The sequence below is a fragment of the Agriterribacter sp. genome, from assembly GCF_035444585.1.
Classification (GTDB): Bacteria; Bacteroidota; Bacteroidia; order Chitinophagales; family Chitinophagaceae; genus Agriterribacter.
This window is the reverse complement of record NZ_DAOMOZ010000002.1, coordinates 1-26,817: the sequence shown is the minus strand read 5'-3', so window position 1 is coordinate 26,817 and position 26,817 is coordinate 1. Positions and strand designations below refer to the sequence as shown.

The following is a 26,817-nucleotide window of genomic DNA, read 5'->3' as shown; positions in this document are numbered from 1 at the left end:
TTTTTTATAGTACTGTTGCTTTCCTCATCCGACTACTTCTTGTATTAGTTTCCAAAACCAGTTTCGCAGTCATATAATGCCATAGCGCAAATGAGTATTTCGCAGATCAAAAGTTTATTAGATAGTTTTATTGCAGGTAGCGCTACGCAACGAGAGCAACAACTGGTAGAACAGTGGCTGGAGGAAAATGACCAGCAGCGTACAGCATGGCATAATATGGATAGCAAGGCGCGTGCAGCCTGGATGCTGGAGCTTTATCGTGATATTGAACATGGGATTGAGCGTAAGCATGTTGCAGAAGAAGGGAGTAATGTGCGTGTGATCCCGCATAAATGGTACAGGAAGTTCAGGCTTCCCGCGGCGGCAATGCTTCTGATAAGCATAGGTGTGGGCTTATATTATTTTTTGCTTTCGGGGCAAAGAGCGGCAGCACCGGAAAATGTTGTTATGCAGCAACAGGAGCAGGATGTATTGCCGGGTACCAATAAAGCGCTACTTACGCTGGACAACGGAAAAACAATATTGCTTGATGATTCGCAGGATGGCGTACTGGCAAAGCAAGGCGGTACTGCTGTGAGCAAGAAGGGAGAAAATTTAATGTATGAGAAAGGGAGTGATGACAAACCGGGAGTGTTTAATATATTAACAACACCACGGGGCGGCCAGTACAGGCTGGTATTATCTGATGGAAGCAAAGTATGGTTGAATGCATCCTCGTCTATACGTTATCCCGTTTCATTTACAGGTAATGAAAGAAAGGTGGAAATAACCGGAGAAGTATATTTTGAGATAAGCCATCTTACTGCTGAAGCCTCAAAAGGAAAAACAGCAGAAAAAATTCCCTTTAAAGTGAAAATAAATTCGCCCGGTGTAAATGGGGGAGAAATTGAAGTGCTGGGCACTCAGTTTAATATCAATGCTTATGCCGACGAGAATGCAATAAGAGCAACGTTGCTGGAAGGAAGCATAAAATTAACACCGGTGCAGTCGGGAGAAAAAGCGGGAGATGCTGTTATAATTAAGCCGGGTGAGCAGGTTAGGATTGGGAAGAACGGTTCGTTGCGGGTAGTGAAAGACGTTGATCTTGAAGAAACGGTAGCCTGGAAGAACGGGTTATTTATGATGAACAGTGCGGTAATCCCTGACGTGCTTAGACAACTGGCGCGCTGGTATGATGTTGATATCGTTTACGGCAATGGTATACCGGAAGGGCACATTACCGGCGATATTCCGAGGGATATGAATTTATCGGAAGTATTAAAAGTAATGGAATTAAGCGGAGTTCATTTTAAAATTGATAACAAAAAAATTATCGTGAACCCGTAAAGGATAAACTGTTATTGATAAAAGGCCAACTGAAAAGCCGAAGTCCCGCGGCAACGGAACTCCGGCAAGTATTCAGGTTAACCTCTTAATAATAATCGTAGCGGATCATTTTATTATTCACTTAACCTAAACTAAGCAAAACTATGCGATTGATTGCTTTTCGCAAAGCATTATCCTGTAAAATACAGCGATGCGTGCTTTTTTACTCCAAAACATGGCTGGTTATGAGATTGACCATCGTTTTACTGATTGTTTCCTGCCTCCATGTACAGGCCAACGGATACGGCCAGAATATCAGCCTCTCCGTGCAGGATGCTTCACTTGAAAATGTTTTAAAGAAAATTAAAAAACAAGCCGGGTATCACCTTGTATACCGCGAGGAATACATGAGCCAGGCCGGCAAAGTGAGCGTAATCCTTAAAAATGTATCCATAACCGAAGCGCTGGATGCCTGTTTTAAAAACCAGGTGCTCACCTACGAACTGGTAAACAAAACCATTGTTGTTAAAAAAACCATTTCTCCTTTAGACCGGTACGCTGATAAAAGGCTTGTAGAAGAACCTCAGGATATTGTAATAGTGGGGGTGGTAACGAACCAGGACGGGGACCCGCTTGAAGGAGTAAGTGTTGTGGTAAAAGGCACTAAAAATGGGGCGGTTACAGATATAGATGGCAGATTTCAGCTGTCTGTTGCCTCTGATACAAATGCAGAGCTGGTCTTTTCCTTTGTGGGTTACCAGGCGAAAACGGTTAAGGTAGGAAGTCAAACCGCCTTTAATATTATGCTGGATCAGGTTGTTTCCGATTTAACAGATATAGTAGTGGTGGGGTATGGAACGCAAAAAAAGCAAACGGTTACAGGATCCATTGCATCTGTTAAGGGTGAGCAATTAACGGCAGTTCCTGTAGCGAGTACTGCCAATAGTTTAGCCGGGCGGCTTCCGGGTTTGATTTCTTTACAATCCAGCGGACAGCCGGGGGCTGATGCGGCAAATTTGAGCATCAGAGGTTTTGGCGGAGCGCTTGTTATTGTGGATGGAGTTGAATCAAGCTTTAATAATATAGATGCCAATCAAATTGAATCTGTTACTATTTTGAAAGACGGAGCGGCCTCTATTTACGGCGCCCGTGCTGGCAATGGCGTAATATTGGTTACTCTAAAGCGTGGAAATAAAGGTAAACCGGTTATTACCTTGAATTCCTCCAAAACTATACAAGGCATTACCATTATGCCAAAACCAGCGCGTGCAGGACAGTATGCCGAGATGAAATCTGAAGCCTGGCTCCAATCAGGACAGCCGGCTGACCAGGTGCCTTTTAGGGAAGAGCAGATTCAAAAATACTATAATGGCACAGATCCGTTGTATCCCAATACAAATTGGTATCGTGAACTGATCAGGGATTGGGCCCCTCAGCAACAACATAATTTATCTGTAAGGGGAGGAAGTGAGCGGATCAAATATTATGGCTTAATAGGGTTCCTGGATCAGCAGACAATATGGAAGAAGAATGGGGGAGATTATAAAAGATACAATATTCAATCTAATATTGACGCGGCAATTTCGGATAACCTGTCTTTTCAACTGGATGTTTCTTCCATTTTTGAAAGTCGTAAATTCCCCTGGCGGCCGCAAAATGCCGGAGCAAATACGGTATGGCAGGATTACTGGGCCACATTACCCATATATCCGCCCACATTGCCTGACCCCACTAAAATTTCTTTTGCCAACGGTGGAGGTACGGGAGGTGCTCACGTCATTACCAATAGTGAGATAGCAGGATATGACAATACTGAATCTCAAAATTTAAGAGGGGCTATTGCATTAAATTATACTTCTAACGCTATTCAGGGATTATCAGCCAAGGCATTCCTGAATATTGTACAGGATTACGGTAATAATAAACATTTTACGAGACCGGTACAGTTCTATACCTACGATCCTGTAGGTGATACTTATACATTAGCGGGTGCATTAGGCTCAACCGCCTCTCTTTCCCAGGTTAATAATAAGAACAGGGTGATAACCGGTCAGCTTTCACTGAATTACAATCGTACTCTTGGGAGATTCCATCATCTGAATGCTTTAGCTCTTTATGAGGCGATTGATTATAGCAGTGATTATTTAAGTGTGGGCAGAATTAATTTTCTTACCCCTGCCATAGACCAGTTATTTGCCGGAAGCACCTCCGGTATGGTAAATAATGGTTCGGCATCTGAAATGGGAAGAAAAAGTTATGTAGGCAGAATAAATTATTCGTATAAGAAAAAATACCTGGTGGAAACCATTCTAAGAGCTGATGCTTCTGCTAAGTTCCCTTCAGATAAGAGATGGGGTTATTTCCCCAGTGTCTCTCTTGGATGGAGGCTGTCCGAGGAAGACTTCATCAGGGAGATAAGCGATAATCTAAGTGATTTGAAACTTAGAGCAAGTTATGGAGAGTCGGGGAATGACGGAGTCGGCAATTTTCAATATCTCGCAGGATATCAATATGGACTTTTACACATCTTAGACAATAGAGTTCAACAAGGCATTGTTTCGAGCGGGTTGGCTAATCCGAATTTAACCTGGGAGAAAATTCGTATCTATAATGTTGGATTGGATTTTTCTTTATGGAATAGAAAATTATATGGAGAGGGTGATGTTTTCTACCGGGAACGTAAAGGTATACCGGCTACAAGAATTACTACTTTGCCGACTACATTTGGAGCAGACCTTCCCCCTGAAAATATAAATAGTTTAAATGACAGGGGATTTGAATTAAGATTAGGCACATCAGGGAGAAGTAAAAACTTTGAATGGGACGTAAACGGGAATATTTCCTGGTCAAGGGCAAAGTGGGACCATTATGAAGAGCCGGACTATTCCGATCCGGATCAGGAAAGAATTTATAAAAAATCGGGAAGGTGGACTGATCGTAATTATGGTTATTTATCCAACGGGTTATTTACCAGTCAGGAACAGATAGACGGATTAAAATTTAACCAGGATAACCAGGGAAATGTATCACTTCGTCCGGGTGATATATGGTATACAGATACGAATGGAGATGGTGTATTAGACTGGAAAGACCAGGTAGAAATAGGGAAGGGTACTGTTCCCCATTGGATGTTGGGCTTTAATGGTAATATAAGGTACAAAGATTTTGATCTTTCTGCTTTGTTCCAGGGGGCGTTGGGATACTATAACTACATTGTATTAACGCATGGCGAATTACCGCCTGCAATCGTTTATGATCTGAGATGGACACAAGAGACTAATGATCCCAATGCACTGGTACCACGTTTAGGAGGAGCAGCCACTAATGGGTTATCATCGGATTATTACTACAAGAAAGCCGGATATATGAGATTGAAGGCCGTTGCCCTCGGCTATAACCTGCCCAGGCAATGGTCAGAAACGGTTAAATTAAAGCAGGTAAGGATATATGTTGCCGGCAATAATTTGATAACGTTTGACGGTTTAAAGAAATACGGTACCGATCCGGAAGCGCCATCTGGTAATGCGGGATATTACTATCCTCAGCAAAAGACGGTAACCTTTGGCGTGAACATATCTCTATAGAAATAATCGTAAAAAAAATAAGTCATGAAAATTACAATCCGAATATTTTTAATATTCTTTATAATAAATGCATCCTGTAAAAAAGGCGTGTTAGATAAAGTGCCTTTGGACATGATCTCTGACGATGTGGTGTGGAAAGATCCGGCATTAATTAATGCATACCTTACTGAATGTTATGCGGGAACCTATGTTTTTACTAATGTTTCTACGGATAATTCCTGGGATAATTTATGGAAAGGTGATGCGGGACCTGCGCCTATGTGGATCAACGAGGTAAGTGATGAATCCCGAACAGCATGGCTTAGCGATGCATATCCATATAAGTCAGGTAATTTAAAAATTAACGGTGGTCTGTTAGAATGGTGGGAAAACGCATATAAGGTTATTCGTAAGCTGAATCAATTCATCCAAACCGTGCCCGAATCACCGCTGGAGGCGGATCTGAAAAAAGTGAGAATAGCAGAAGCGAGATTTTTAAGAGCGTATAATTATTTTGAAATGGTAAAGCGTTACGGTGGTATTCCTTTAATTACCGAAGTTCAGGATCTGAATAGCCCTCAGGATATATTGTATCCGAAACGCGCTAAAGAGCAGGAGATATATGATTTTGTGTTGTCCGAAGTCAACGGGTTTTCAAATGACCTTCCGGAAACCTCTAACGATCTCGGCAGACCTACAAAATATGCCGCATTAGCTTTAAAATGCAGGGCTGCTTTATACGCCGGAAGCATAGCGCAGTTTGGAACAGTGCAATTAGACGGAGTTGTGGGTATTGATGCTTCGGCGGCCAATACCTATTATCAGGAAGCATATAATGCCGCAGAGCAGATTATAAACAGCCATGTTTATTCATTGTATAAAAAATACCCTGATGATAAAGTCGTTAATTTTAGAAATATTTTTCTTGAGAAGAATAATGCGGAGCAAATTTTGGTAAAGCGGCATGATGAAAATAATGGAATGGGAAATACTGGGAACGGATGGGGCTATGATTTTTTTCAATGTCCTTTGCCCAATGGTTGGGGATCGGGTAATCAAAATGCAGTTTATTTAGAAATGGCAGAGGAGTTTGAATATATTGATGGACGTTCTGGTACGCTGGACCGGAATGTCATTCAGCAGGGATTGTGGACTACGGAGCAATTGTGGGGGGATAAGGATCCGAGATTCTTTGCAACTATTTATACTCAGAATACAACATGGCAGGGAAGCATACTGGATTATCATAAAGGGATACTTAAGCCCGATGGTACGATTCAGACGGACGGATCATACAATGGTATCCTGGCTAATGGTGTTCAAAACAAAACCACCGGTTTTGGTGTAATGAAATATTTGGACGAGAGCCATGGCAACCTGATAGGATCTAACGGGGATTGGGCCACTTCTTCTACGGATTTTATTGTATTCCGTTTAGGGGAAATCTTATTGAATTATGCGGAAGCTGCCTTATATCTTGGGAAATCGGATGATGCATTAGATGCCGTCAATCAAATCAGAGAACGGGCAGGGATCGCAACACTGGCCTCTGTTGACCAGGATAAGATAAGGCACGAAAGGAAAGTGGAGCTTGCCTTTGAAGGGCATCGTTACTGGGACTTGCGCAGATGGAGAACTGCCGTTACTGATCTTTCACGGAATTTTTCCGGGTTACAGTATATCCTGGATTATACCACAGGCAAATATAAATTATTGATTATTGAAAATGTGGATGGAACGGTTGCACCGCCTGCATTTTATCCGCAAAATTATTATTTGCCGATTACGCTTACCCGTACGGGTAATAATCCAAACCTTGTAGAAAACCCCGGCTATCAATAAATCATTCAAACTGATGTCCATCATGAGTAAGGCATTGTTATTTAGGATGTTTGTCGTCTTCAGTTGTCTTATATCGTGTAGTCCCCCTTCACCCCACAGGCAGGGCACGCTTGTAGGCGCTATTCGATGGGATGCATGGGTAGGGGATTTGAATCCTGCGGGGCTGGAAGTAGAGCGTGCGCTGGGACCAAACCAATATCATTATCGTGCTCCATTTTATAGTAAGGAAATTTCGCATGATTCTATCCAGTGCAGGGGAGCCACCCAGGATATTGTGGATAAGGAAATAGCTTATGCCAGTGATGCAGGGCTGGATTATTGGGCATTCTGCTGGTATCCTCCGCACAGCGGGCTGGACACTGCCAGACAACTTTACCTGGCCAGTAAACACCGGGATAATATTAAATGGTGTGTAATACTGGGTACCAATCCGTTTGATTATGACACGGATGCTGTATGGTTGGTTGATAGGTTTAAAGAGAAAAACTATCAGAAGGTGTTAAATGGAAGACCATTGGTGTATGTCTTTCCCTCTGCGAAGACTAACCCGCATGAGCTTGCTAAACTGAGAAATCTGAGTAAGGAGGCAAATATAGGAGAGCCGTATATAGTAGTGATGGAATTTTCTGTTAAAGCCGCTGTTGCAATGGCAGATAGTTTGCAGGCTGATGCAATGAGTGCATACATCAGTTGGACGGGTAAGAATGGAGAACCGTATTACCCGGTCATTCCCCGTGCCGATTCTCTTGGATGGGAAGGGTATAAGGCTACGGGGCGAAAAGTGGTACCCTGGGTAACTACGGGACACAATACGAAACCGCGTATTGATAATCCGGTATCGTGGACAACAGTTCCTTCTGATGGATGGGTAAGTGATGGAACACCCGGGCAAATTGCAGATAACCTCAGTAACGCCTTGAGGTGGACAATGGTGAACAGATCAACGGTAGAGTCCAATACAGTGCTGATGTATGCCTGGAATGAATTTGACGAAGGGGGATGGGTATGCCCTACATTGGGGAACAATACCAGCCGGTTAGAGGCAATTCGTAAAATATTAAAGTAACAAAAAGGTATGAGACAACGGAGAACGATTTTTTTTGCAACGATAGCTCTTTTTGCAATAAGTGGCTGTGCCGATAGCCCGACATCCAACAACAAAAAGAAAGATGACTACCAGGTGGGGGTATATTATTTTCCTAACTATCATGTGGATAAGCGCAATGAAGCGTATTTTGGAAAAGGGTGGACGGAATGGGAGTTGGTGAAAGCGGCAAAGCCCAGGTTTGCCAACCATGAACAGCCGAAAGTACCTGTTTGGGGATATACCGATGAAGCCGATCCCAAACAAATGGCACAAAAAATTGCCGCTGCGGCATCCCATGGAATAGACGCTTTTATATTTGATTGGTATTATTATGATGATGGACCGTTTTTAGAAAGGGGGTTAGAGGAAGGCTTTATGAAGGCGAAGAACAACCATTTACTGAAGTTCAGCCTGATGTGGGCTAACCATGATTGGGAAGATATTCATCCCTATACCCAGGGTCAGCCGCACAAGATTGTATATCCGGGAACGATTACCCCGGCCACATGGGATAAGATGACGGATATGATCGTTGATCATTATTTTAAACATCCCTCTTACTGGCTCATTGACGGCGCACCCTATTTTTCTATTTATGAATTAAGTAAGCTGCAGGAATCGTTTGGCAGTGTGGAAGCAACAGCGGCGGCGCTTGCTGCGTTCAGAAAAAAAACAATCGCCGCCGGGTTTAAAGACCTGAACCTTAATGCCGTTGTTTGGGGAAACCCGATACTTCCGGGAGAAAAATCCGTTACAGATCCGGCAGCTTTGGTAAAGAAGTTGGGATTTGACTCTTTTACCTCTTATGTATGGATCCATCATGTGCCTTTGAATGACCAGGTTGTACCTTATGATACGGTAAAAAAAGCATACCTGCAATATGCAGAGCAGGCAATAGCCACATTTTCTATACCCTATTACCCCAATGCATCGGTAGGCTGGGATCCGTCACCACGTACCAATCAGAATACGCCGTTTAATAATTCCGGTTACCCTTATACCAATGTTATCGGAGGTAATACTCCCGAGGCGTTTAAACAGGGGCTCATAGACGTAAAAGAAATGATGGATAAGCACAATCAAAAAGTCATTACCATTAATTCATGGAATGAATGGACGGAAGGCAGCTACCTGGAGCCGGACGTTGTACATAAAATGAAGTATCTCCAGGCGATTAAAACTGTATTTGGAAAATAAATGAAACCATCCCTCATGAAATATATATGTTTATTGATTGCCGTTACGATAATATCCTGCTCTGAATTAATTGCACAGGAAAAAATCAACATTAAACGAAACAGCTTTCAGTCAGATCAGCCTATCATCAGGGCAAACCGCCCGTTTCACTTCAATGTGATAGTTGAAAACCCGGAGAAGCTGAAATATGAGTGCAGGCTGATCCTTCCGGGCGATGGCAGCCGCATGGGAAAGGAAAGGATTACGATGCTGTCCGACTCTTCCAAACAACACAGTTGGGAGGTAGTATGCCTTCAGGCGGGACAGAAAGATTTTGTGGTAGAAGTGCTTGTTAACGAAAAAGTGTTTTCAAGATCAACCGTTAACCAGGTAGTGATGCCTGCCAGGAAAGTAGAAAAACAGGCTTATATCCCTGCGCCCAGGCCTGCCAAAACAAATATACTGGTGGGAGCGCATAATTGCCCGTTGTGGGAAACGGGGCGTCATGAACTCTGGAACCAGGTTGTGCACAAACACCAGGAACGCACACCCGCTTTGGGAATTTATTCTCAGGATAATCCTGAAATAGCCGATTGGGAAACCAAATGGGCAGTGGAACACGGTATTTCCTTTTTTATCTATTGCTGGTATCGCACCAGCCAGAACGGGCCCATTACAACGCAGTTCGAGAAAAGTGTTTTTGATGAGGCGCTCTTTAGATCGAAGTATGGCGATCAAATGAAGTTCACCATTATGTGGGAGAATCAATCCAAAGGTACATCAGGCATTACTGATGAGAAAGACCTGATGGAAAACCTGGTGCCTTATTGGATCGAGAAATTCTTTAAGAAAGATAATTATCTCAAGATTGATAATAAACCCGTGCTCTATGTCTACCGCCCGCTCTTTATTTCGGATGACCTTGGGAGCGATGAAAAGGCAAAAGCGGCACTTAATATGATGCGTGAAGCATGTAAAAAAGCAGGTTTCGACGGCTTAATTATCATGGGAGAGGAACGCGGGTTTAATCCTGAAGCACTTACCCGTTTTAAAGCTATGGGGCTTGATTATACCTTTCAATACTGCTGGCATGTACCCAACAGCCCTTCACCGGAGGTTGCTATCGAAAGCCAGATGGATCAAATCAGGAAGATGCATACCATGCATGATGTAATTCCCCAGGTTGTTACACTCTCGCAGGCATGGAGCGGTTGGTCAGACGAAGGGAGCATGTGGAAGCTTCCCCCGAAGGACTTTGAAGTGCTGCTCCGGAAAGGAAAAGCCTTTATCGAAAATAATTTTTCGAAAGATGAGCTGGGTAGCAGAATGATTATTCTCGACAACTGGAATGAATGGAGCGAAGGGCATTACCTGGCGCCCTATCGCGAATATGGTTTTGGGTACCTGGATGCTATCCGTAGGGTGTTTGCTAAAGATCCTGAAAAACATGAAGACCTGATCCCGGAAGACATTGGGAAAGGACCTTATGATATGCCGATGGAACTTTTTGAGAAAAAAGAAAAAAAATAATGAATGAAAAAGATATCGTTGGTTGCATGTTTAACCATATTCGTCCTGGCAACAGCAAATTCTCAAAAGAAATATGATATCGCTGCTTTTGTATGGCCGTCGTATCATCCTGATGACCGGGCAAAAATATTCTGGCCGGAAGGTATGGGAGAATGGCAAACGGTAAAGTCGAACAAAGCCAAATTTCCAGGCCACGAGCAGCCCCGTTATCCCCTTTGGGGATATGTGAATGAGGCCGATCCGTATGTAATGGAGATGCAGGTATCGGCGGCTACACGCCACGGAGTGAACGTATTCATTTATGACTGGTATTGGTATGACGGTATGCCTTTTCTTGAAAGCTGCTTGAACGATGGGTTTCTGAAAGCAGCTAATAATAAGGAAATGAAGTTTTACCTGATGTGGGCCAATCACGATGTGAACATGACATGGGATAAACGTTTGGCCGGGCAGCCCAATAACAGCCTTATATGGAAAGGCGGGGTGAATCGTAAGGAATTTGAGGACATTTGTAAGCGGGTGATCGAAAAATATTTCATCCAGCCGAATTATTATACAGTGGATGGCAAACCCAGTTTTATGATTTATGAACTGCAAACTTTTATAGATGGTATGGGTGGGTTGAAGGAAGCCAAAGCAGCTTTGGACTGGTTTCGTGCTGAAGCAAAAAAAGCAGGTTTTAAAGGGCTGGACCTTCAACTCACCCTGCGGTCAGATATGAACGGGAATATTACAGGTATTGCCGGCGATAATGTTGGTACACAACTTAGTGTTATTAAGGAGTTGCAGTTTGATGGCGCCACGCATTACCAGTACGTTCATTTCCTCAACATTGACCGCGACTATTTGGAAATACAGGCTGATGCAGTAAAAGAATGGGAAAGCACCGGGGAAAGCTTACCGGTGCCCTATTATCCGCATGTATCTGTTGGCTGGGATAATAATCCCCGGTTTGAAACGCGGGTGGGGGGAATTGTTAAAAACAATACACCCGCTAATTTTGAAAAAGCGCTTCGTGATGCAAAAGCATATGTAGATGCTCACCCTGAACAAGCTCCGCTGATCACCATCAACAGTTGGAATGAATGGACGGAAACGAGCTACCTCCAGCCGTGTACGATGTTCGGGTACGGGTACCTGGAAGCTGTGAAAAAAGTGTTCAAGCCTTAAATGCCTGCTTACTTCACGAAAACAGTAGAAGATGAATTGGATCTTTTTAAAACAGAACAATGTTTCAATCGGGAACCAACTTATTTGGGTTAGAACGAAGTGTATGCTTTTTCTTTGTGCCGTTGGGATGTTGATACTAACCAGCTGCAGATCATCTGTGGAATCCATTGATCCGGAACCCGAATTGCCTATAGATATACCTGAAGGGGATGTGTCGGTAGCTGCTTACTATTTTCCTAATTGGGGGCCGGTAGCTGAATCCGAATGGCAGCTCATTAAGTTTGCCAAACCTCGTTTTGATGGTCATCAGCAACCTAAGGTTCCGCTGTGGGGATACGAAAATGAAAATGAGCCCACAGTGATGTCTAAAAAAATAGAGGCAGCGGTCAGCCATGGTATTGATGCCTTTATTTTCGACTGGTATTATTTTGATCAGCCACATGGAAAATATCTTTATAAAGCGCTGGAAGAAGGTTTCCTGGAGGCAGGTAATAATACAGACATTAAGTTCGCGCTCATGTGGTGTAATCATGATGTGGGCGATATGAAGGGTGCTGTAAGTCCGGCCACCTTCACAGAGATCATGGATTATATAATAGAGAAATATTTTAAACATCCTTCTTATTGGTTAATTGACGGCTGTCCTTATTTTTCTATCTATCAGATGCATACGTTTATCGAAACCTTTGGGGGAGATGTTCAAAAAGCTGCTGAAGCAATCGAGCTTTTCCGGTCAAAGGTTAAAGCAGCCGGGTTTAAGGATCTCCATCTGAATGGCGTATTGTTTGGATTGAATAACTATATGGATGTAGCTGTTAATAACCTGAAGATGAACAGCACAACCTCTTACGTGTGGATCCATCACAATGCCTTACCATCTTTCCCCGCCACAAAGTACGAGGTGGCAGCCGACCAGTATTTTCGCAATATAGAAAATGGCGGTGGCGCAAACGGGCTGGAGAAACCGGCAGCATCTATTCCGGTTCCCTATCACCTCAATGTAAGTATGGGCTGGGATTCTTCACCCAGGTGCAGGAATGCCAGTGACTGGATGGAACGGCGTGATTACCCTTATGGCGCTGTGATAACAGATAATACGCCTTACCTGTTTAAAAAAGCTTTGGCGAAAGCTAAAAAAATAACAATGCAAAAGCCCCCGGGTGAGCGCATTATTACTATCAATTCATGGAATGAATGGGGAGAGGGGTCTTACCTGGAACCGGATACCCGGCATGAGATGAAGTACCTGGAAGCAGTCCGGGATGTATTTAAATGACATGCTGCCCTTATAATTAAGAATTCATGAAACTTCTATTGACGGGTTTTTGCCTGAGCATTGTTCTTTTCGTCGGCCACGCTCAAACAACCGGCGACAGCATGGCCGAAAAATTCAGAAATCCTCCTTTGCCGTATCATATGAACCTGAATGTTCATCGTTCACCTTACGAACCTGAAAAGCAGGATGCGCTGCTGGATTCTTTATTGCGTTGCGGATATGGTGGTATGGCCACTAATGTCAACTGGACAAAAGATTATTTGAAGAATGGTGAAGCGTTTTCGTCTTTCTTCCGCTTTGTTCGTTCAGCCAGGAATAAAGGCATGGAAATATGGCTGTACGACGAAAAAGGATATCCTTCCGGAATGGCAGGTGGTCACATCCTTTCAGAACACCCCGAATGGGAATCTGAAGGTTTGTTTTTTAAGGATACGGTAATAACCGGTCCGGGGGAAATTTGCATGCAGTCTCTGCCGGGAAATCCTGTTATCGCTGTTGCGCTTCCGCAAAAAAGCGGAGTGGCACAACTTAACAAAAGCGAAGATCTTCGCAGCCACCTAAAAAACAGCATGCTTGAATGGAATGCACCAGGGGGAAAATGGAAAGTTGTGCAGGTATCATCAGGAACGTTGTATCATGGTTTTCAGGCGGGAACCAACAGGGCGGGAGAAGTGCTCCATTATCCCAGCCTGCTGCTGCCGGAAGTTACCAATCGTTTTATTGAATTAACCCATAAAAAATACGCAAAGGCTTCAGGTGGACTGCTTGGCGATTTATTCTTTTCCACTTTTACAGACGAACCCTCTTCTATGGCTATGCCTTATAACAACCTGGGCTACGGGGTATATCCCTGGAAAGATAATGTCAGTAAAGAGTTTAAAAAGCGTTACGGCTATAGCCTGGAGGATCGTCTTGTCCCCCTGATGCTGGACAGTGGAAGTGAGGGGAAAAAATTACGAGTGCAATATTTTAGCATTATTTCGGATTTTATGAGTTCGAATTACTTTAAAAAGATCAAAGAGTACTGCCACACTCAAAATATGAAAACAGGAGGACATCTGTTGGTGGAAGAGTCTATGATGGCATGTGCGCCGCTGTATGGAGATATTATGTCATGTTTTAGACAAATGGATATGCCCGGTATTGATGTGCTTACCGTTATGCCAGACTTTACACGGCGGTACATGATCTCCGGTCGTATGGCTTCATCGGCTGCCGAGCTTGAAGGCAATTCAATGGTAATGTCCGAAGTATGTCCTGTTCCTGATTATGCAATCCATTCAGGTAAAGAAGCGCCAACCTTGCATGCCAAAGGGGTAATCAACCGCCAGTTGGTTGCGGGAGTGACCAAATTCAATAATTATATGAAGTTGCAGCATGAAAATGATGCAGGTAAGACAGCATTCAACACCTATGTCGCCCGTGTCAGCATGATGACGTCAGGTGGAGTTCGTGCATCCCGCATAGCGGTGTATTACCCTGTGGAGACCCTATGGTCGAAGTATCGCCCACAACCTTCATCATTGCGTGGCTGGGATGATGTTCAGGGAGGCGCTGATGAGGCCCAGCAATTAGATAAGTTGTTCGTTCGTGTAAGCAACCTGTTGTATGAAAACCAATGGGAGTTTTCCTATATTGATAACCAGGGCATATGCGAATCTGTAGTTGAGAACGGAAAATTGAGCCATGGCCAGTTGAGCTGGGATGTATTGATCTTACCCGGAGTGGAAACCATTTCTGAAGAGGCAATGAAAAGAATATCAGATTTTTGTAACAAAGGGGGCAAAGTGATTGCTATATATGCTACCCCCGAAAACTCATTTTCTGCTTTCCCTTCTCCCGTAATAAAAAAGTATGTTATTGATCTGCTGCAACCGAAGCCGGGCAAACACAGCAGTTTCTTTTTCGAAAAACGTTTTGAGCCTTATGGTTTGGATGATCTTTTAAACCGTCTGATAGAGAAAGAGATCGTGGTTTTTCCAAAAGAAAACGTTTTCTGTAGTCAGAAGATAGTTGCAGGTAAAAATATTTACCTGATTACTAATGACAATTCGCATCCCAAAGAGTTGGACGTAGCAATAAAAAAAGGTGGGTCATGGATGTGCTGGAATCCTCAGACCGGAGAAGCAAATCGGTTCTTACGGAATAAGAAGGTACACCTGGGACCTTTTGAAAGTCTGATTATACGGGAAGATTAAGTATGCTACCGACACTTGTTCAGAAAAATTGAGGTTGGAAATACTGGACGACGATGTCGCGTAAGCCATATATAGGAACGGAAGCCAACGGGCAACAACTGGATGTGCTTATATATTGCCGGGGAGTAAAAACAGGGTTGAATGATGCCGATGATTTCTTTGCTAAGGACTTCTTGTGGAATTTTTTATAGTATTGCGGTCAAAATATACAAAGGAGTTATTGATTGTCGTCTTTTCAACCATATACGGAAAAGGAACTGCTTAAACGTGTAGCCGAGGGAGATGAGGAAGCATATAAGTTGGTGTTTGATCGCTATTGGAGTAAGATATACCATGTAGCGCTGAGCTTTTTAAAGGCTCCTGATCAGGCGCAGGATGCTGTGCAGCAGGTATTCATTAAGCTTTGGGAAAAAAGAAATAAGCTTCCCGAAGTGGAAAATCTGGATGCCTGGCTTTTTATTGTAGCCCGTAATACTATTATAAATATCCTGGAGCGGATCGTTTCTTCAAGAAAAGGCATTCAGCAGATAAAAGACGTGGTTCCCGAAGATTATCTTACTCCTTCCAGCATGCTGGAATACAAGCAGGTTTCGGAAATCATACAGGATGCCGTCAACAGGCTGCCTCCCCAGCAGGCATTGGTTTTTAGACTGAGCCGTGAGCAGGGGCTGACCTATGCAGAGATAGCGGAGCGGTTGCATATTGCTCCGGCTACCGTAAAAAGTCATATCATACGCGCCCTCAACAGCATCAGGGAATACGTATATCGCCGCACCGATCGTACTTTAATGGTTATTTGGCTGCTCGCGGCATTTGTGAAATAATTTTTTTAAGCTCCACTGCACCTGTTTTCATTGATAGCTGTCTTTACTGTTCAACAAGCAAGCATTTTTATTATGTCCGCGAACAAATTCCAGGAGTTGATTGACAAATACCTGACCAATGCTATACTGGCAGAGGAACAGGAGCAACTGTTTGATATGATTGAAAAGAAGGAATACCGGGCTGACCTGGAGAAAGTTGTTAAGGAAGCGCTGGATATATCTTTTGAGGTGGAAGAGGATGAAGCGCTCCGCGAACGTATTTTCGGGCTTTTGCAGCAACGTAAAAACCGGTCAACAGTCTTCAGGATATATTCTCTCCGCCGCTGGGGCTGGAGCGCCGCCTCAGTTGTATTGATCCTGGCGTCTGTGCTGGTATTCCGTACAATCAATAAAAAAAGCAATGCACCTGCTCCCGCAATTGCGACGGTTGTTGATGTAGAGCCCGGCAGGGACGGCGCTATCCTTACGCTTGCGGATGGTACCCATCTGCTGCTCGACAGCCTGGATAATGGGGTGGTAGCCACACAGAATGGAGTGCAGGCCGTTCTTAAAAACGGACAGCTTGCCTATGAAGTAAAGGAGCGCATTGCCGGAGAAGTAGTGTATAATACCATGACCACTCCCAAAGGAAGGCAGTATCATATGACATTGCCGGATGGCACCCGGGTTTGGCTGAATGCCGCTTCCTCTGTTTATTTTCCTACTGTATTCAGCAATAAGAAGCGCGACATAACGATCACCGGCGAAGTATACCTGGAAGTAGCGCCCGACCCCCGGCGCCCCTTTACGGTAACGGCAGGAAAAACCACTATCGAAGTGTTGGGCACTCATTTTAACGTGATGGCTTACGAAAATGAAGCAGTAATGAAAACCACGCTCGCTGAAGGATCTGTTCAACTGTCTCACGGTGAACATAAGCTGACCTTATTACCCGGGCAGCAGGCCCAGGTAACCGGGGATATTACCCGGCTGGTGAAGGATGTAGATATGGACGCTGAACTGGCATGGAAAAACGGGTGGTTCAATTTTAAATACATGGATATTCAAACCGTGATGAAGCAGGTGGAACGCTGGTACGATATTACTGTTGAATATGAGGGGCGTATTCCTGAAAAACGATTTAACGGTGAGCTGCCCCGAAATGTCAAACTGTCTGAGCTGTTGGAAATTCTACGGTTTTCAGAAGTGAAATTCGCATTGCAGGGCAAAGTATTAACAATAAAGGAATGAAGTGTAATACTGATTTTCAATAAACTAATTTATAACCAAAACAGCCATTATGATTTGACCTTAGTTTTTTATTCTGCATATCCCATAAAAACGGGCAGTGATTAGAGCCACTACCCGCTATACGCAGGGATTTGTACACATGATGTTTAAAAACCCCTAACGTTTACAACTAACAAAGCAAAAGTATGAATTTTAAACCTAAAGGGACGGGATCGGTATTTCCGGTCAATCCCTGTATTGTCTTAGCCATGAAACTAACTGTTGCTTTATTGATCATTGCTACTTTACAGGTAAGTGCCAAAACTTACAGCCAGCAATTAACGATCAATGAAAAAAATCTCACAGTTTCTCATTTCCTGCAACTTATTAAAAAGCAAGCAGGGTATAGCTTTTTGTATGATGATCTCCAGTTAAAGGATATCAGGATCGCAAGTATTTCGGTAGTGAATGCAGGTGTAGAGCATACGCTGGAGGAAGGCTTCAAAAACCTGCCGTTAGCGTATAAAATATTTAATAAAACAATTGTAGTAAAAAGGGTTAATAATAAAACAGCTTCTCCGCAGGAGCAGGCGGGTCAGCCACCTGCCGACATTACGATCACTGGTATTGTAATGAACCCTGACGGTGAGGCATTGAGTAATGTAAGTGTGGTGGTGAAGGGAAGCAATAGCGGAACCACTACCGACGGCAATGGCGTATTCTCCATCCAGGTTCCAGATGGCAACGCGGTGCTGGTGTTTTCGTACGTAGGCTACGATAGCCAGGAGATGGTTGTAGGAAACCAGAGAACTATCAATCTGGTATTAACTCCTTCCGCAGGCTCTTTGGGAGATGTGGTGGTAGTGGCATACGGTAAGCAGAAGAAAATTTCGGTAACAGGCGCTATTGCTTCTATTTCAACCAGGGAGATCAAGCAAAGTCCCGCAGCTAATCTGGCGGTTACACTTGCGGGCAGGCTACCTGGCTTAACTGCCTTGCAAAGAAGCGGCGAGCCCGGGCGCGATGCCACCGCATTATTTTTAAGAGGGATCGGCACGCTCAACGGAACCGCGCCTATTATTCTCGTGGATGGTGTGGAACGCGAAATGACCTATATAGATCCCAATGAAGTAGAAAATGTAACTATCTTAAAAGACGCTTCATCAACCGCTTTGTTTGGTGTACGCGGCGCTAACGGGGTAATATTGGTTACCACTAAAAGAGGAGCGAGCGGCAAGCCAAGCATCGGATTAACGTATGAATACGGGTTGCAGGGATTTACCCGGTCGCCTTCAATGGTCAATTCTTATGACTGGGCGCGACTGAAGAATGAAGCCTGGTCCAATGATAACCCGGGTATTGATCCCGACGATCCCGTCAACCAGCCGCCGTATTCAGAATATGCTTTGGACAGGTTTATGTACCGAGAATATCCTGAAGCGTATCCCAATAATAACTGGCAAAAAATGCTCATCAATGAGTATGTGGCGCAGAAGCGTTATAATCTTAATCTGTCGGGCGGTAGCGAATATGTGCAGTATTTTGTGAACGTTGGCTTTTTAGACCAGGGCGGTCAATGGAAGGTTGACCCCAGCGTTACAGATTACGACCCCTCCAGCTTTTTAAGAAGGTATAATTTCCGTTCTAATATTGATGCTAAACTCAACAAGGCGGGTACTTTGAGTACTTTTTTAAATGCGGCAGGTTATTTTGAAAGGGTAAACTCGCCGAATGCCAATACGGATGAAATATTTCGCAGAACGTATGCTTTTTTCCCGGTAGTATTGCCTGGCCCGTTAACGCCCTCCGGCGAAGTGCTGATAGGCCCGGGTAATTATAACGAGTCGCCCTGGGCAATGATCAACAGGAGCGGTTACCGCCAGGAAACGAGGAATAATATCACCGCGTCATGGGGATTAAAGCAGGATTTCGGATTTTTAACACAAGGGCTTTCCGCCAAATTTATGGCTTCATTTGACACCCGTACTGTTTATTCGCTCACAGCCGGGAAAGATTACCAGCGCTGGATACAGATCATTGACCCTAACACGCCTAACCATGAAGGGATGGATAGTGTACAGTATACCCGCTTATTCCTGGATAGAGATAACACGCCATTGAGTATTGGCAGTGGATCTAATTTTCAGTCTTTCTTCAATTTCCAGTTGTCTGTTGACTACAGCAGGGTATTCAAACAAAAGCACGCTTTTACGGGGTTATTGCTGGCACAGCAGGAAACAAGGGTGTTACCCAACGACAGATTGCCCTATAATCTCAGGGGGATATCCATGAGGGCAGCGTATGCTTATGATAGTAAATATTTACTGGAATTCAATGCAGGCTACAATGGGTCGGAGCAGTTTGCCAAAGGTAGGCGTTATGGTTTATTTCCTACCGTATCCGGAGGCTGGGTGGTATCTAACGAAGACTTTTTAAAATCCAGTGAGATCATTTCATTGCTCAAGATCAGGGCATCTTATGGAAAAGTAGGAAGCGACCGGCTGGGCGACAGGCGCTTTTTGTACTTAGATGATATACAACGTATTGGTGGCGGTGGCTTTAGCCCGTCGTTAGGACGTGGTGGATATATAGCCGAAAACTATATCGGTAACCCCAATATTCAATGGGAGATAGCTAAAAAAGCCAATATTGGTTTGGAACTGGGTTTTCTGCATAGCGATCTTAATATCATGATTGATGTGTTTAAAGAAAGAAGGGATAATATTTTGATCAGCCGGCAAACCATTCCTATGGTGTATGGTATTGAGCCCGGTCGTATGGCACCTGTAAATATGGGCGTTGTGGAAAACAAAGGATACGAGATTGAGCTGAACTATCGTAAAGCGATTAACAGAAACTGGTCGGTGCTTTCAAAACTCAATTTCAATTTTGCCCGTAATAAAGTATTGTTCTCTGATGAATTGCAATATCCTGATGATTATGCTTACCGGTATCGCCAAACAGGGTCTCGTTTGGGGCAGATATTTGGTTATAAGCTGCGCGATGGGTATTATACAAGCTACGAGGAAATTGCTGATGAAGGTTTAAGCTATACAGGCTATACGGTCAGACCCGGTGACTTTAAATATGTGGATACCAATGGAGACAAGGTTATTGATGAGCGGGATATGGTTCCCATAGGTTATTCTGCCATTCCGGAATACACCCTGGGAGCAGCTTTTAGCATTACATATAAAAACTTTGATGTTTCCTTTTTATTCCAGGGCAACTTCAATGTATCCCAGCCCCTGTCTGGCTATGGTACCATGAGCACTTCCGATTTCAGGCAACGCCATTTATATGCATGGACTGTGGAACGGGCAGCGAAAGGTGAAAAAATACTGTATCCCCGGTTAACAACAGGTGGCAGCTCAAGCGAGAACGACTTCAATGAATTCTTTATAGAGGATCGCAGTTTTGTACGGTTGAAAAATGCGGAAATAGGGTATCGCCTGCCGGAAAAATGGGTGCGTAAGATCGGTAGTAAGGAAGTGCGTTTTTATGCCAATGGGTTTAACCTGGTCACATGGGACAAAATGCGTACAAAAGATTTTGATCCTGAAATCAATAATTCCCTCAGTTACCCGGTCTACCAGGTGTTTAATTCCGGAGTGAATATAACTTTTTGATTAATCCTTTTACAAACATAAGATGAAAAATATAGCACTTAATATATTGCTGATGGCGGCATTGCTGATCGGCGCCTGCAAAAAAGATCCGCTGGATCTTATGCCTGATGGCCGCATAACCATAGACCAGGTTTTTAAAGATGAGATGATGGCTTCGGAGTATGTAAACTCTATCTATTCCAATATGCAGCATTATGGTACGGCTTATGATTATTGGACCATGTTGGCCGGCTATTCGGATGAAGCTCACGATAACGATTACCCGCAGGATATGGGCCGCGCCCCGGCCCGCTGGTATGCCGGTGAGCTGAGACCCAACTGGAACCCCATGGATATACCCGGAACGGTGGGCAGGAACGACCCCGCGTCCAATGGTTATTATTATCGTAATGCATGGAAAGCCATTCGTTTGGCCAATGTTTTCCTGGCAAATATTGACCAAACAGTATACGCCAATCCCAATACCAAGTTGCGGCTGATCGCGGAAGCTAAAACACTGCGTGCCTTCTTTTACCTGGAACTGATTAAGATGTATGGCGGAATGCCTGTGGTAGACAAACCTTTTACAGAAGAGTTTAAATTTGAAGACCTCCCGCGGCAATCGTTTAAAGAGTGTGTTGATTTTATAAAACAGGATTGTGATGAAGCGATAGCGGAAGCGGCCTTTCCCTGGCGCATTGTAACTGAGCCGGAAAGAGGGCGGTTTACCAAAGCGGTTGCACATTCCGTTCGTTCACAAGCCCTGCTTTTCAGTGCCAGTCCTTTATGGAATCCGGAGGGAGATGAAAGCCGCTGGGCTATGGCTGCCGACTATTCAAAACAATCGCTGGAAGCGCTTACGGGAGCCGGCTACCAGTTATACCCACAATACGAAGCCTACTTTTTCGGGCGGTCTGATCTTAGTCCTAATCCTGGTGATAAGGAAACGATCTATGAGATCAAAACATTTAATGGTACCCCGGATTTTAGTCACCTGATGTTCCGGATGCATGCCATTCCCACGTTAGGTGGTGATAAAGCAGGATGCAGCCCCTCGCAGGAACTGGTGGATGCTTATGATATGGACAATGGAGAAATACCTATTCTCGGCTACCAGGATGAAGATCATCTTCAGCCTATTATCAATGCTGCTTCGGGTTATGACGAAGCGCATCCTTATGTAAACCGCGATCCCCGCTTTTATGCAACAGTTTGGTATAACGATGCTTATTATGGTGAAATTAATGGCCAACCATACCGCATTCAGTCTTATGTAGGCGGAGCAGACGGTATTTCAAACCTCATGCAAAGAACGCATAACGGATATTACCTGCGCAAGTTTCGCGATCCCAAACAATTAGATCCCTATACTGGTACGGCTTTATTTAAAAAATACAGGCTGGGTGAAATATACCTGAACTATGCCGAAGCAGCTAATGAAGCGTATGGCCCTACGGTTGAAGTTTACGACGCTGTTAATACAGTTCGGGCACGGGTCAATATGCCGCCGTTGCCTGCAGGGTTAACCAAAGAACAGATGAGAGAGCGTATTCACAGGGAGCGCAGGGTGGAGCTATCCTTTGAAGAACACAGGATATGGGATGTGAGACGATGGAAAATTATCGGGCAAACAGATAAGCTGACTACAGGTGTTGAATGGACAAAGACCGGAGAGGGGCAGTTTACCGGTAAAAGAATTGTGGTCGGTAGAAGAAAAACGGCAACAGATAATTATCTGATCATCCCTATCCCGTTAAGTGAGCTGACCCTTATGCCCCAGTGGCAGCAAAACCCGGGTTGGTAAGTACGGTATAGTGGTATTATTTATTGTTCATTTTTTTTGAAACAGAAGTATATGGCTATCAAAAATTATATAATCATTGCATTGCTGGTGGTTGCAACTGCAGGCATGGGTTCCTGTAATAGAGAGGATAATGACCTGCCGGTTAATAATGCACCGATCCCTAGAATATTGGCATTTGTTCCTGAAAATGCGGCTCCGGGCGATTTACTGACAATTAAAGGATTGAATTTTTCTTCCGACCCCGAAAAGAATATTATCAGGTTTAATCAAACTGTTATTCCTGCAGAATCAGTGAGCGATACGGCTATAATCGTAATCGTTCCAGACCTGGCTGTAAAATCTGCCGGTGTAACAGTGAGGAGCAATGGTAAGATTTCCAACAAAAAAAATCTTAACCTGGTGAAGATAAAAAAGTTCCAGGACGATTTTGACCGTGCAGATATAGATCTGGTTGATAAATCCGTTGTGCCCAATCCAATTGGCGGGGACTGGGAAATTGTGACAGGGATGTTTGCTTTGGAAGACAACCGGCTGGCTACGCATGTGGGCGGACTGGAAAGTTATATGCTGTATCGTGCTCCTGAAGTGGATATGAAAGCCGGCAGTGATAATTACTTTAAGCTTGCCGCCGATATTACTGTTTCCGGGGGCGGTTCATTTGGGGGTATAATATTTAACGCGCAGGAAGACAATAAAAGATTTTATCTTTTAAGAACTGCAGGAACATTAGTGCAGTTATTGAAAACCGGTGCTAACGGGCTGGGCGACTGGGCTGCTATTATGATGAGCGATAATTTTGAAGGCTTGTCCGATGATAAAAAATATCATGTGGAAGTTTCTTCATCAACTGCAGGAAAAATTACCATTAAAATTACCGACCCGGACAGCAATGGCATTATTATGGATCGCAGCTTTACTGATAACGATCCTTATGTGGGCGGAGTTCCGGGCTTCTATTATTTTGGGTTGGCTAATCCTACCAATATTTATTTTGATAATTTACTGCTTGAGCTGCAATGATTTTTTTACGAACATCAGCAATGCCTGCCTTGCCTGCCGGTGTTGTTGATGTATTAAGATATTAATATGAAATCTTTTGTTTCTATACTTGTCGGTTGTATGATGCTGGCATCCTGTTGTAAAAAAATAAATTCAACTACTTCCGGTACGGGCGATCCTGCAGCTACACCGGTTTCTTTATTGGGCGATCATAGTTTTGAAGCAGGGCTTTATTTAAAAGGAGATGTGAGCGGGGCGCCTTCAGTGGGTGAGGTGTTATATCCTTTTGGTAAAAAGAGCAATAAGCCCACCTGGCAATTGGCTGAATGGGCCAGTAAATATTTGTTGCATCAAAGCGACCTCGTAGAAAAGGATGGAGTTAAGTTATATGAAAATGCGGGCAAATTGGTTTCGTTTGAACGGGAAGATAATACCACCAGGATCCGTATGGATGTGAAAGCCTCCGCTGAATACGATCATCCGCGTAAAAGCGGGGAAGGTTGGCCGCATTTACTGATTGAGCAGGAATTTGCGGAAAAACCATTTTTGAAAAACATGGATCAACTTTTACTGAACTTTGAAGGGCGATTGGTTGAGTGTGTTTCAAAAATGCCGGCCGGCAGTTTTGATACAGGACTACATACCGCTCAGTTCCAGTTATTCATTACCCTGCAAAACCTTAACCCGCAATCGCCGAGCTACGGTGAACTGGTGTGGTTTGGCGTGCCTTTTTATGATTACCGTAGCAGGCAACAGGAAGTATACGCGGCAAAGGATATCGGGAAAGATGATGCGACAGGTATGTTCATATACAGTATTGCTACCACCGATTTTATACAAGGCAGTTTTCACGATGGCAACTGGATAAAGATCGGGAAGGATTTGAAGCCATTGATGGTAAAGGCGTTTGATATTGCAAAAGAGCGTGGATATTTAAAAGGCGCTTATATAGATGATATCCGTATCAGTGGCATGAACCTCGGCTGGGAAGTGCCGGGTACTTTTGACGCGGGATTTGAATTCAAAGGTTTCGACCTGAAGTATATACGGTAAAAAGATAAGGCTGACAGAGAAGTCTGGGTTCCGAACCTTTCAAAGGTTCGGAACCCCTATAGTGATATTCAACGATTGTTTATATTGTTTTACAATTCATTCATGAGATATGCATAGAATAATAATTGCTGTTGGATTCATGATATCAATATGCCCGCAATTAGCATTGTCGCAGAATGACCGTCCTGCCCGGGAAGGGTATGTGAATATGCATCATTTTCTGCAACCCTTCTGGAAAGCCGATACGATATATAGTGAAGCCGTTCAGCCCATAAAAGACGGCGATAAAAATGCGGAGGGACGGTTACTATTCAAAGCAAAGAAGATCATTACGGTAAAAGATACCTACCTGCAAAAGGAATATAAAAAAGGAAAGGACTGGAAATATAAGAACGGAAAGATTGTATTGACAGCAAAAAGCGCTATCCCCTGGTTTACCCGAAACGAATTGATATTTGATCAAAAGAAGGAAGGAACTTCCTTACCGGCGAAAGAACAAGGGCGTTTTGTATTATTCAGCGAACGGGGATTGTTGCAATCCCGGCAATTGGCCGTTACGTATATTAAGAAAAAGACCAGTACCTGGGAAGGCCCCCGGCCGGCTTATGCTGAAAATCTTTTGCCGGCTGCTTTTGCCAAACTCAACACCAGGCAGCCATTGAAAATAGTGTTTTACGGTAATAGTATCGAAACGGGAGCTAACTCCAGCGTCACCTTAGACCAGGCGCCTTTTTTGCCAACCTGGCCCGAAATGGTTGTCTATAACCTGCGTAATCATTATGGCAATGCTGTTCCATTTAAAAATGTATCAAAGGGAGGAATGTCTGCTAAATGGGGTTTGGAAAATACTAACACCCTGGTGAATGTAGAAAACCCGGACTTAGTGATTATCGGTTTTGGCATGAATGACGGTACAGGCAAAGTGCCTCCCGAAATTTTTATTGAGCAGATCAAAGGTATTATACAAACGGCAAGGTCGGCAAATCCTCAATGCGAGTTTATAGTAATTTCAACGATACTGGCCAACCCCGAAGCTGTCCACAGCCAGATCCAGCGGGAATATCTAAAGCCGGTTACCGCATTAACCGGTCAGGGTATCGCCATTGCAGATATGACTTCCATTCATGAAGAGCTGCTGCGTCATAAAGCCTACCAGGATATGACCGGCAATAATATTAATCATCCCAATGATTATCTTGCCCGATGGTATGCCCAGGTTATAAGTGCTCTGCTGATACCATAAAGCTGAAGCCGCTTTATTTGATCCGAAGTTCTGCTGTATAATGCCCGTATGACCAGCCAGTATACATTGCCGTTGACATAGAAAATTTTCATGCTGATGAATAAGCTGTTTTTATGTATTTGGAGATCAAAACTGCCCCCATTATAAGGAACTGGCGCAGTTGAAAGCTACGATATATTGCCGGTAAAAAAATAATCGCCTGGTGTTAAAAACCTCGATAGAAGTGCATGGGGTAGTGATGTATGAGATCGTTGGTATTCAATAAAACTGCAATGTGGTTTGCATAGTAAAAAATAAAAATATCGGTTAAAATGCCTTTATTCTTTAAATTCGGTATTTGCAAAAGGATAGTTGAAAGCCTTTAAACAGGAGAATAATGAAACGACGTTCTGCCATAAAAAACCTCATGATCTTTGCGGGAGGGATATACCTGCTGCCATCCTGCGCGGGAGACGGCAAATCATCCATTGAGCTTAAAAACCTCGACATACTGGTAGGTGAAGAAGCCTTGTTGGGAGAGGTTGCCGAAGCAATGATCCCCAAAACGTCCGATGCACCCGGAGCCAGGGATCTTAACCTGCATTTGTTTACTTTAAAAATGGTGGATGATTGTCATAGCGCCAAAGATCAAAAAGCTTTTAAAGCAGGGCTTGCCTCTTTGAATAAGATCTCGCTGGAAAAAAACAACAAGCCCTTTAACCAGTTAGATGCTGTTGCCGGAGCCCGGTTTATTGAGAGTACGCTCAAGGATACCGGTAGTGATCCTGCGCTTCGCACTTTTTTTGAGATCACCAAACGAAGAGTGATACAGGGGTTCACCAATTCAAAATATGTAATGACAGACCTGAAGCAATATGAAATGGTTCCGGGAAGATATAACGGATATTTTCCCGTAGGTAAGGGTTAATAAAACGCAATAAAAATTATGCC

18 protein-coding genes are annotated in these 26,817 nt (G+C 43.8%); all 18 read left to right on the top strand.

What is annotated here, in order from left to right:
- Positions 1–90: 90 nt before the first annotated feature.
- The 18 genes from PLH26_RS00370 (at position 91) to PLH26_RS00285 (ending at position 26,794) form a co-directional block, all read left to right on the top strand.
- Positions 91–1,326, top strand: coding sequence for a FecR family protein (locus tag PLH26_RS00370; RefSeq protein ID WP_324583981.1), 1,236 nt, complete (start codon positions 91–93; stop codon positions 1,324–1,326).
- Between the two features lie 224 nt (positions 1,327–1,550).
- The gene (locus tag PLH26_RS00365) at positions 1,551–4,889 is read left to right on the top strand and encodes a TonB-dependent receptor (protein WP_324583980.1); all 3,339 of its coding nucleotides are present in this window, start codon (positions 1,551–1,553) and stop codon (positions 4,887–4,889) included.
- A gap of 24 nt (positions 4,890–4,913) precedes the next feature.
- Positions 4,914–6,710 (top strand): RagB/SusD family nutrient uptake outer membrane protein, encoded by a 1,797-nt coding sequence (locus PLH26_RS00360; protein ID WP_324583979.1) that lies wholly within the window; start codon positions 4,914–4,916, stop codon positions 6,708–6,710.
- Positions 6,711–6,732: 22 nt separating this feature from the next.
- The gene (locus PLH26_RS00355) at positions 6,733–7,776 is read left to right on the top strand and encodes a glycoside hydrolase family 71/99 protein (RefSeq protein WP_324583978.1); all 1,044 of its coding nucleotides are present in this window, start codon (positions 6,733–6,735) and stop codon (positions 7,774–7,776) included.
- Positions 7,777–7,785: 9 nt separating this feature from the next.
- A complete protein-coding gene (locus tag PLH26_RS00350; protein ID WP_324583977.1) occupies positions 7,786–8,994 on the top strand; it encodes a glycosyltransferase WbsX family protein in 1,209 nt (402 codons plus the stop codon).
- Between the two features lie 15 nt (positions 8,995–9,009).
- Entirely contained in the window at positions 9,010–10,503 is a 1,494-nt protein-coding gene (locus PLH26_RS00345) for a glycoside hydrolase family 99-like domain-containing protein (RefSeq protein WP_324583976.1), read from the top strand.
- Between the two features lie 3 nt (positions 10,504–10,506).
- Complete coding sequence (locus PLH26_RS00340) at positions 10,507–11,673, top strand: glycosyltransferase WbsX family protein (RefSeq protein WP_324583975.1); 1,167 nt, start codon at positions 10,507–10,509, stop codon at positions 11,671–11,673.
- Between the two features lie 103 nt (positions 11,674–11,776).
- A complete protein-coding gene (locus PLH26_RS00335) occupies positions 11,777–12,949 on the top strand; it encodes a glycoside hydrolase family 99-like domain-containing protein (protein WP_324583974.1) in 1,173 nt (390 codons plus the stop codon).
- Between the two features lie 26 nt (positions 12,950–12,975).
- Complete coding sequence (locus PLH26_RS00330; RefSeq protein ID WP_324583973.1) at positions 12,976–15,147, top strand: glycosyl hydrolase; 2,172 nt, start codon at positions 12,976–12,978, stop codon at positions 15,145–15,147.
- 53 nt (positions 15,148–15,200) lie between these two features.
- On the top strand, positions 15,201–15,338 hold the full coding sequence (locus PLH26_RS00325; protein ID WP_324583972.1) for a hypothetical protein: 138 nt from the start codon (positions 15,201–15,203) through the stop codon (positions 15,336–15,338).
- A gap of 33 nt (positions 15,339–15,371) precedes the next feature.
- Entirely contained in the window at positions 15,372–15,971 is a 600-nt protein-coding gene (locus tag PLH26_RS00320; RefSeq protein ID WP_324583971.1) for an RNA polymerase sigma factor, read from the top strand.
- Between the two features lie 72 nt (positions 15,972–16,043).
- Complete coding sequence (locus tag PLH26_RS00315; protein WP_324583970.1) at positions 16,044–17,201, top strand: FecR family protein; 1,158 nt, start codon at positions 16,044–16,046, stop codon at positions 17,199–17,201.
- Positions 17,202–17,386: 185 nt separating this feature from the next.
- Positions 17,387–20,809, top strand: coding sequence for a SusC/RagA family TonB-linked outer membrane protein (locus tag PLH26_RS00310; protein WP_324583969.1), 3,423 nt, complete (start codon positions 17,387–17,389; stop codon positions 20,807–20,809).
- 22 nt (positions 20,810–20,831) lie between these two features.
- Positions 20,832–22,592 (top strand): RagB/SusD family nutrient uptake outer membrane protein, encoded by a 1,761-nt coding sequence (locus PLH26_RS00305; protein WP_324583968.1) that lies wholly within the window; start codon positions 20,832–20,834, stop codon positions 22,590–22,592.
- A 51-nt stretch (positions 22,593–22,643) separates the two neighbouring features.
- On the top strand, positions 22,644–23,612 hold the full coding sequence (locus PLH26_RS00300; protein WP_324583967.1) for an IPT/TIG domain-containing protein: 969 nt from the start codon (positions 22,644–22,646) through the stop codon (positions 23,610–23,612).
- Positions 23,613–23,678: 66 nt separating this feature from the next.
- Entirely contained in the window at positions 23,679–24,644 is a 966-nt protein-coding gene (locus tag PLH26_RS00295; protein ID WP_324583966.1) for a hypothetical protein, read from the top strand.
- Positions 24,645–24,753: 109 nt separating this feature from the next.
- Positions 24,754–25,887: an SGNH/GDSL hydrolase family protein gene (locus PLH26_RS00290; RefSeq protein WP_324583965.1), complete on the top strand. Its 1,134-nt coding sequence runs from the start codon at positions 24,754–24,756 to the stop codon at positions 25,885–25,887.
- 376 nt (positions 25,888–26,263) lie between these two features.
- On the top strand, positions 26,264–26,794 hold the full coding sequence (locus PLH26_RS00285) for a gluconate 2-dehydrogenase subunit 3 family protein (protein ID WP_324583964.1): 531 nt from the start codon (positions 26,264–26,266) through the stop codon (positions 26,792–26,794).
- Positions 26,795–26,817: the final 23 nt, after the last annotated feature.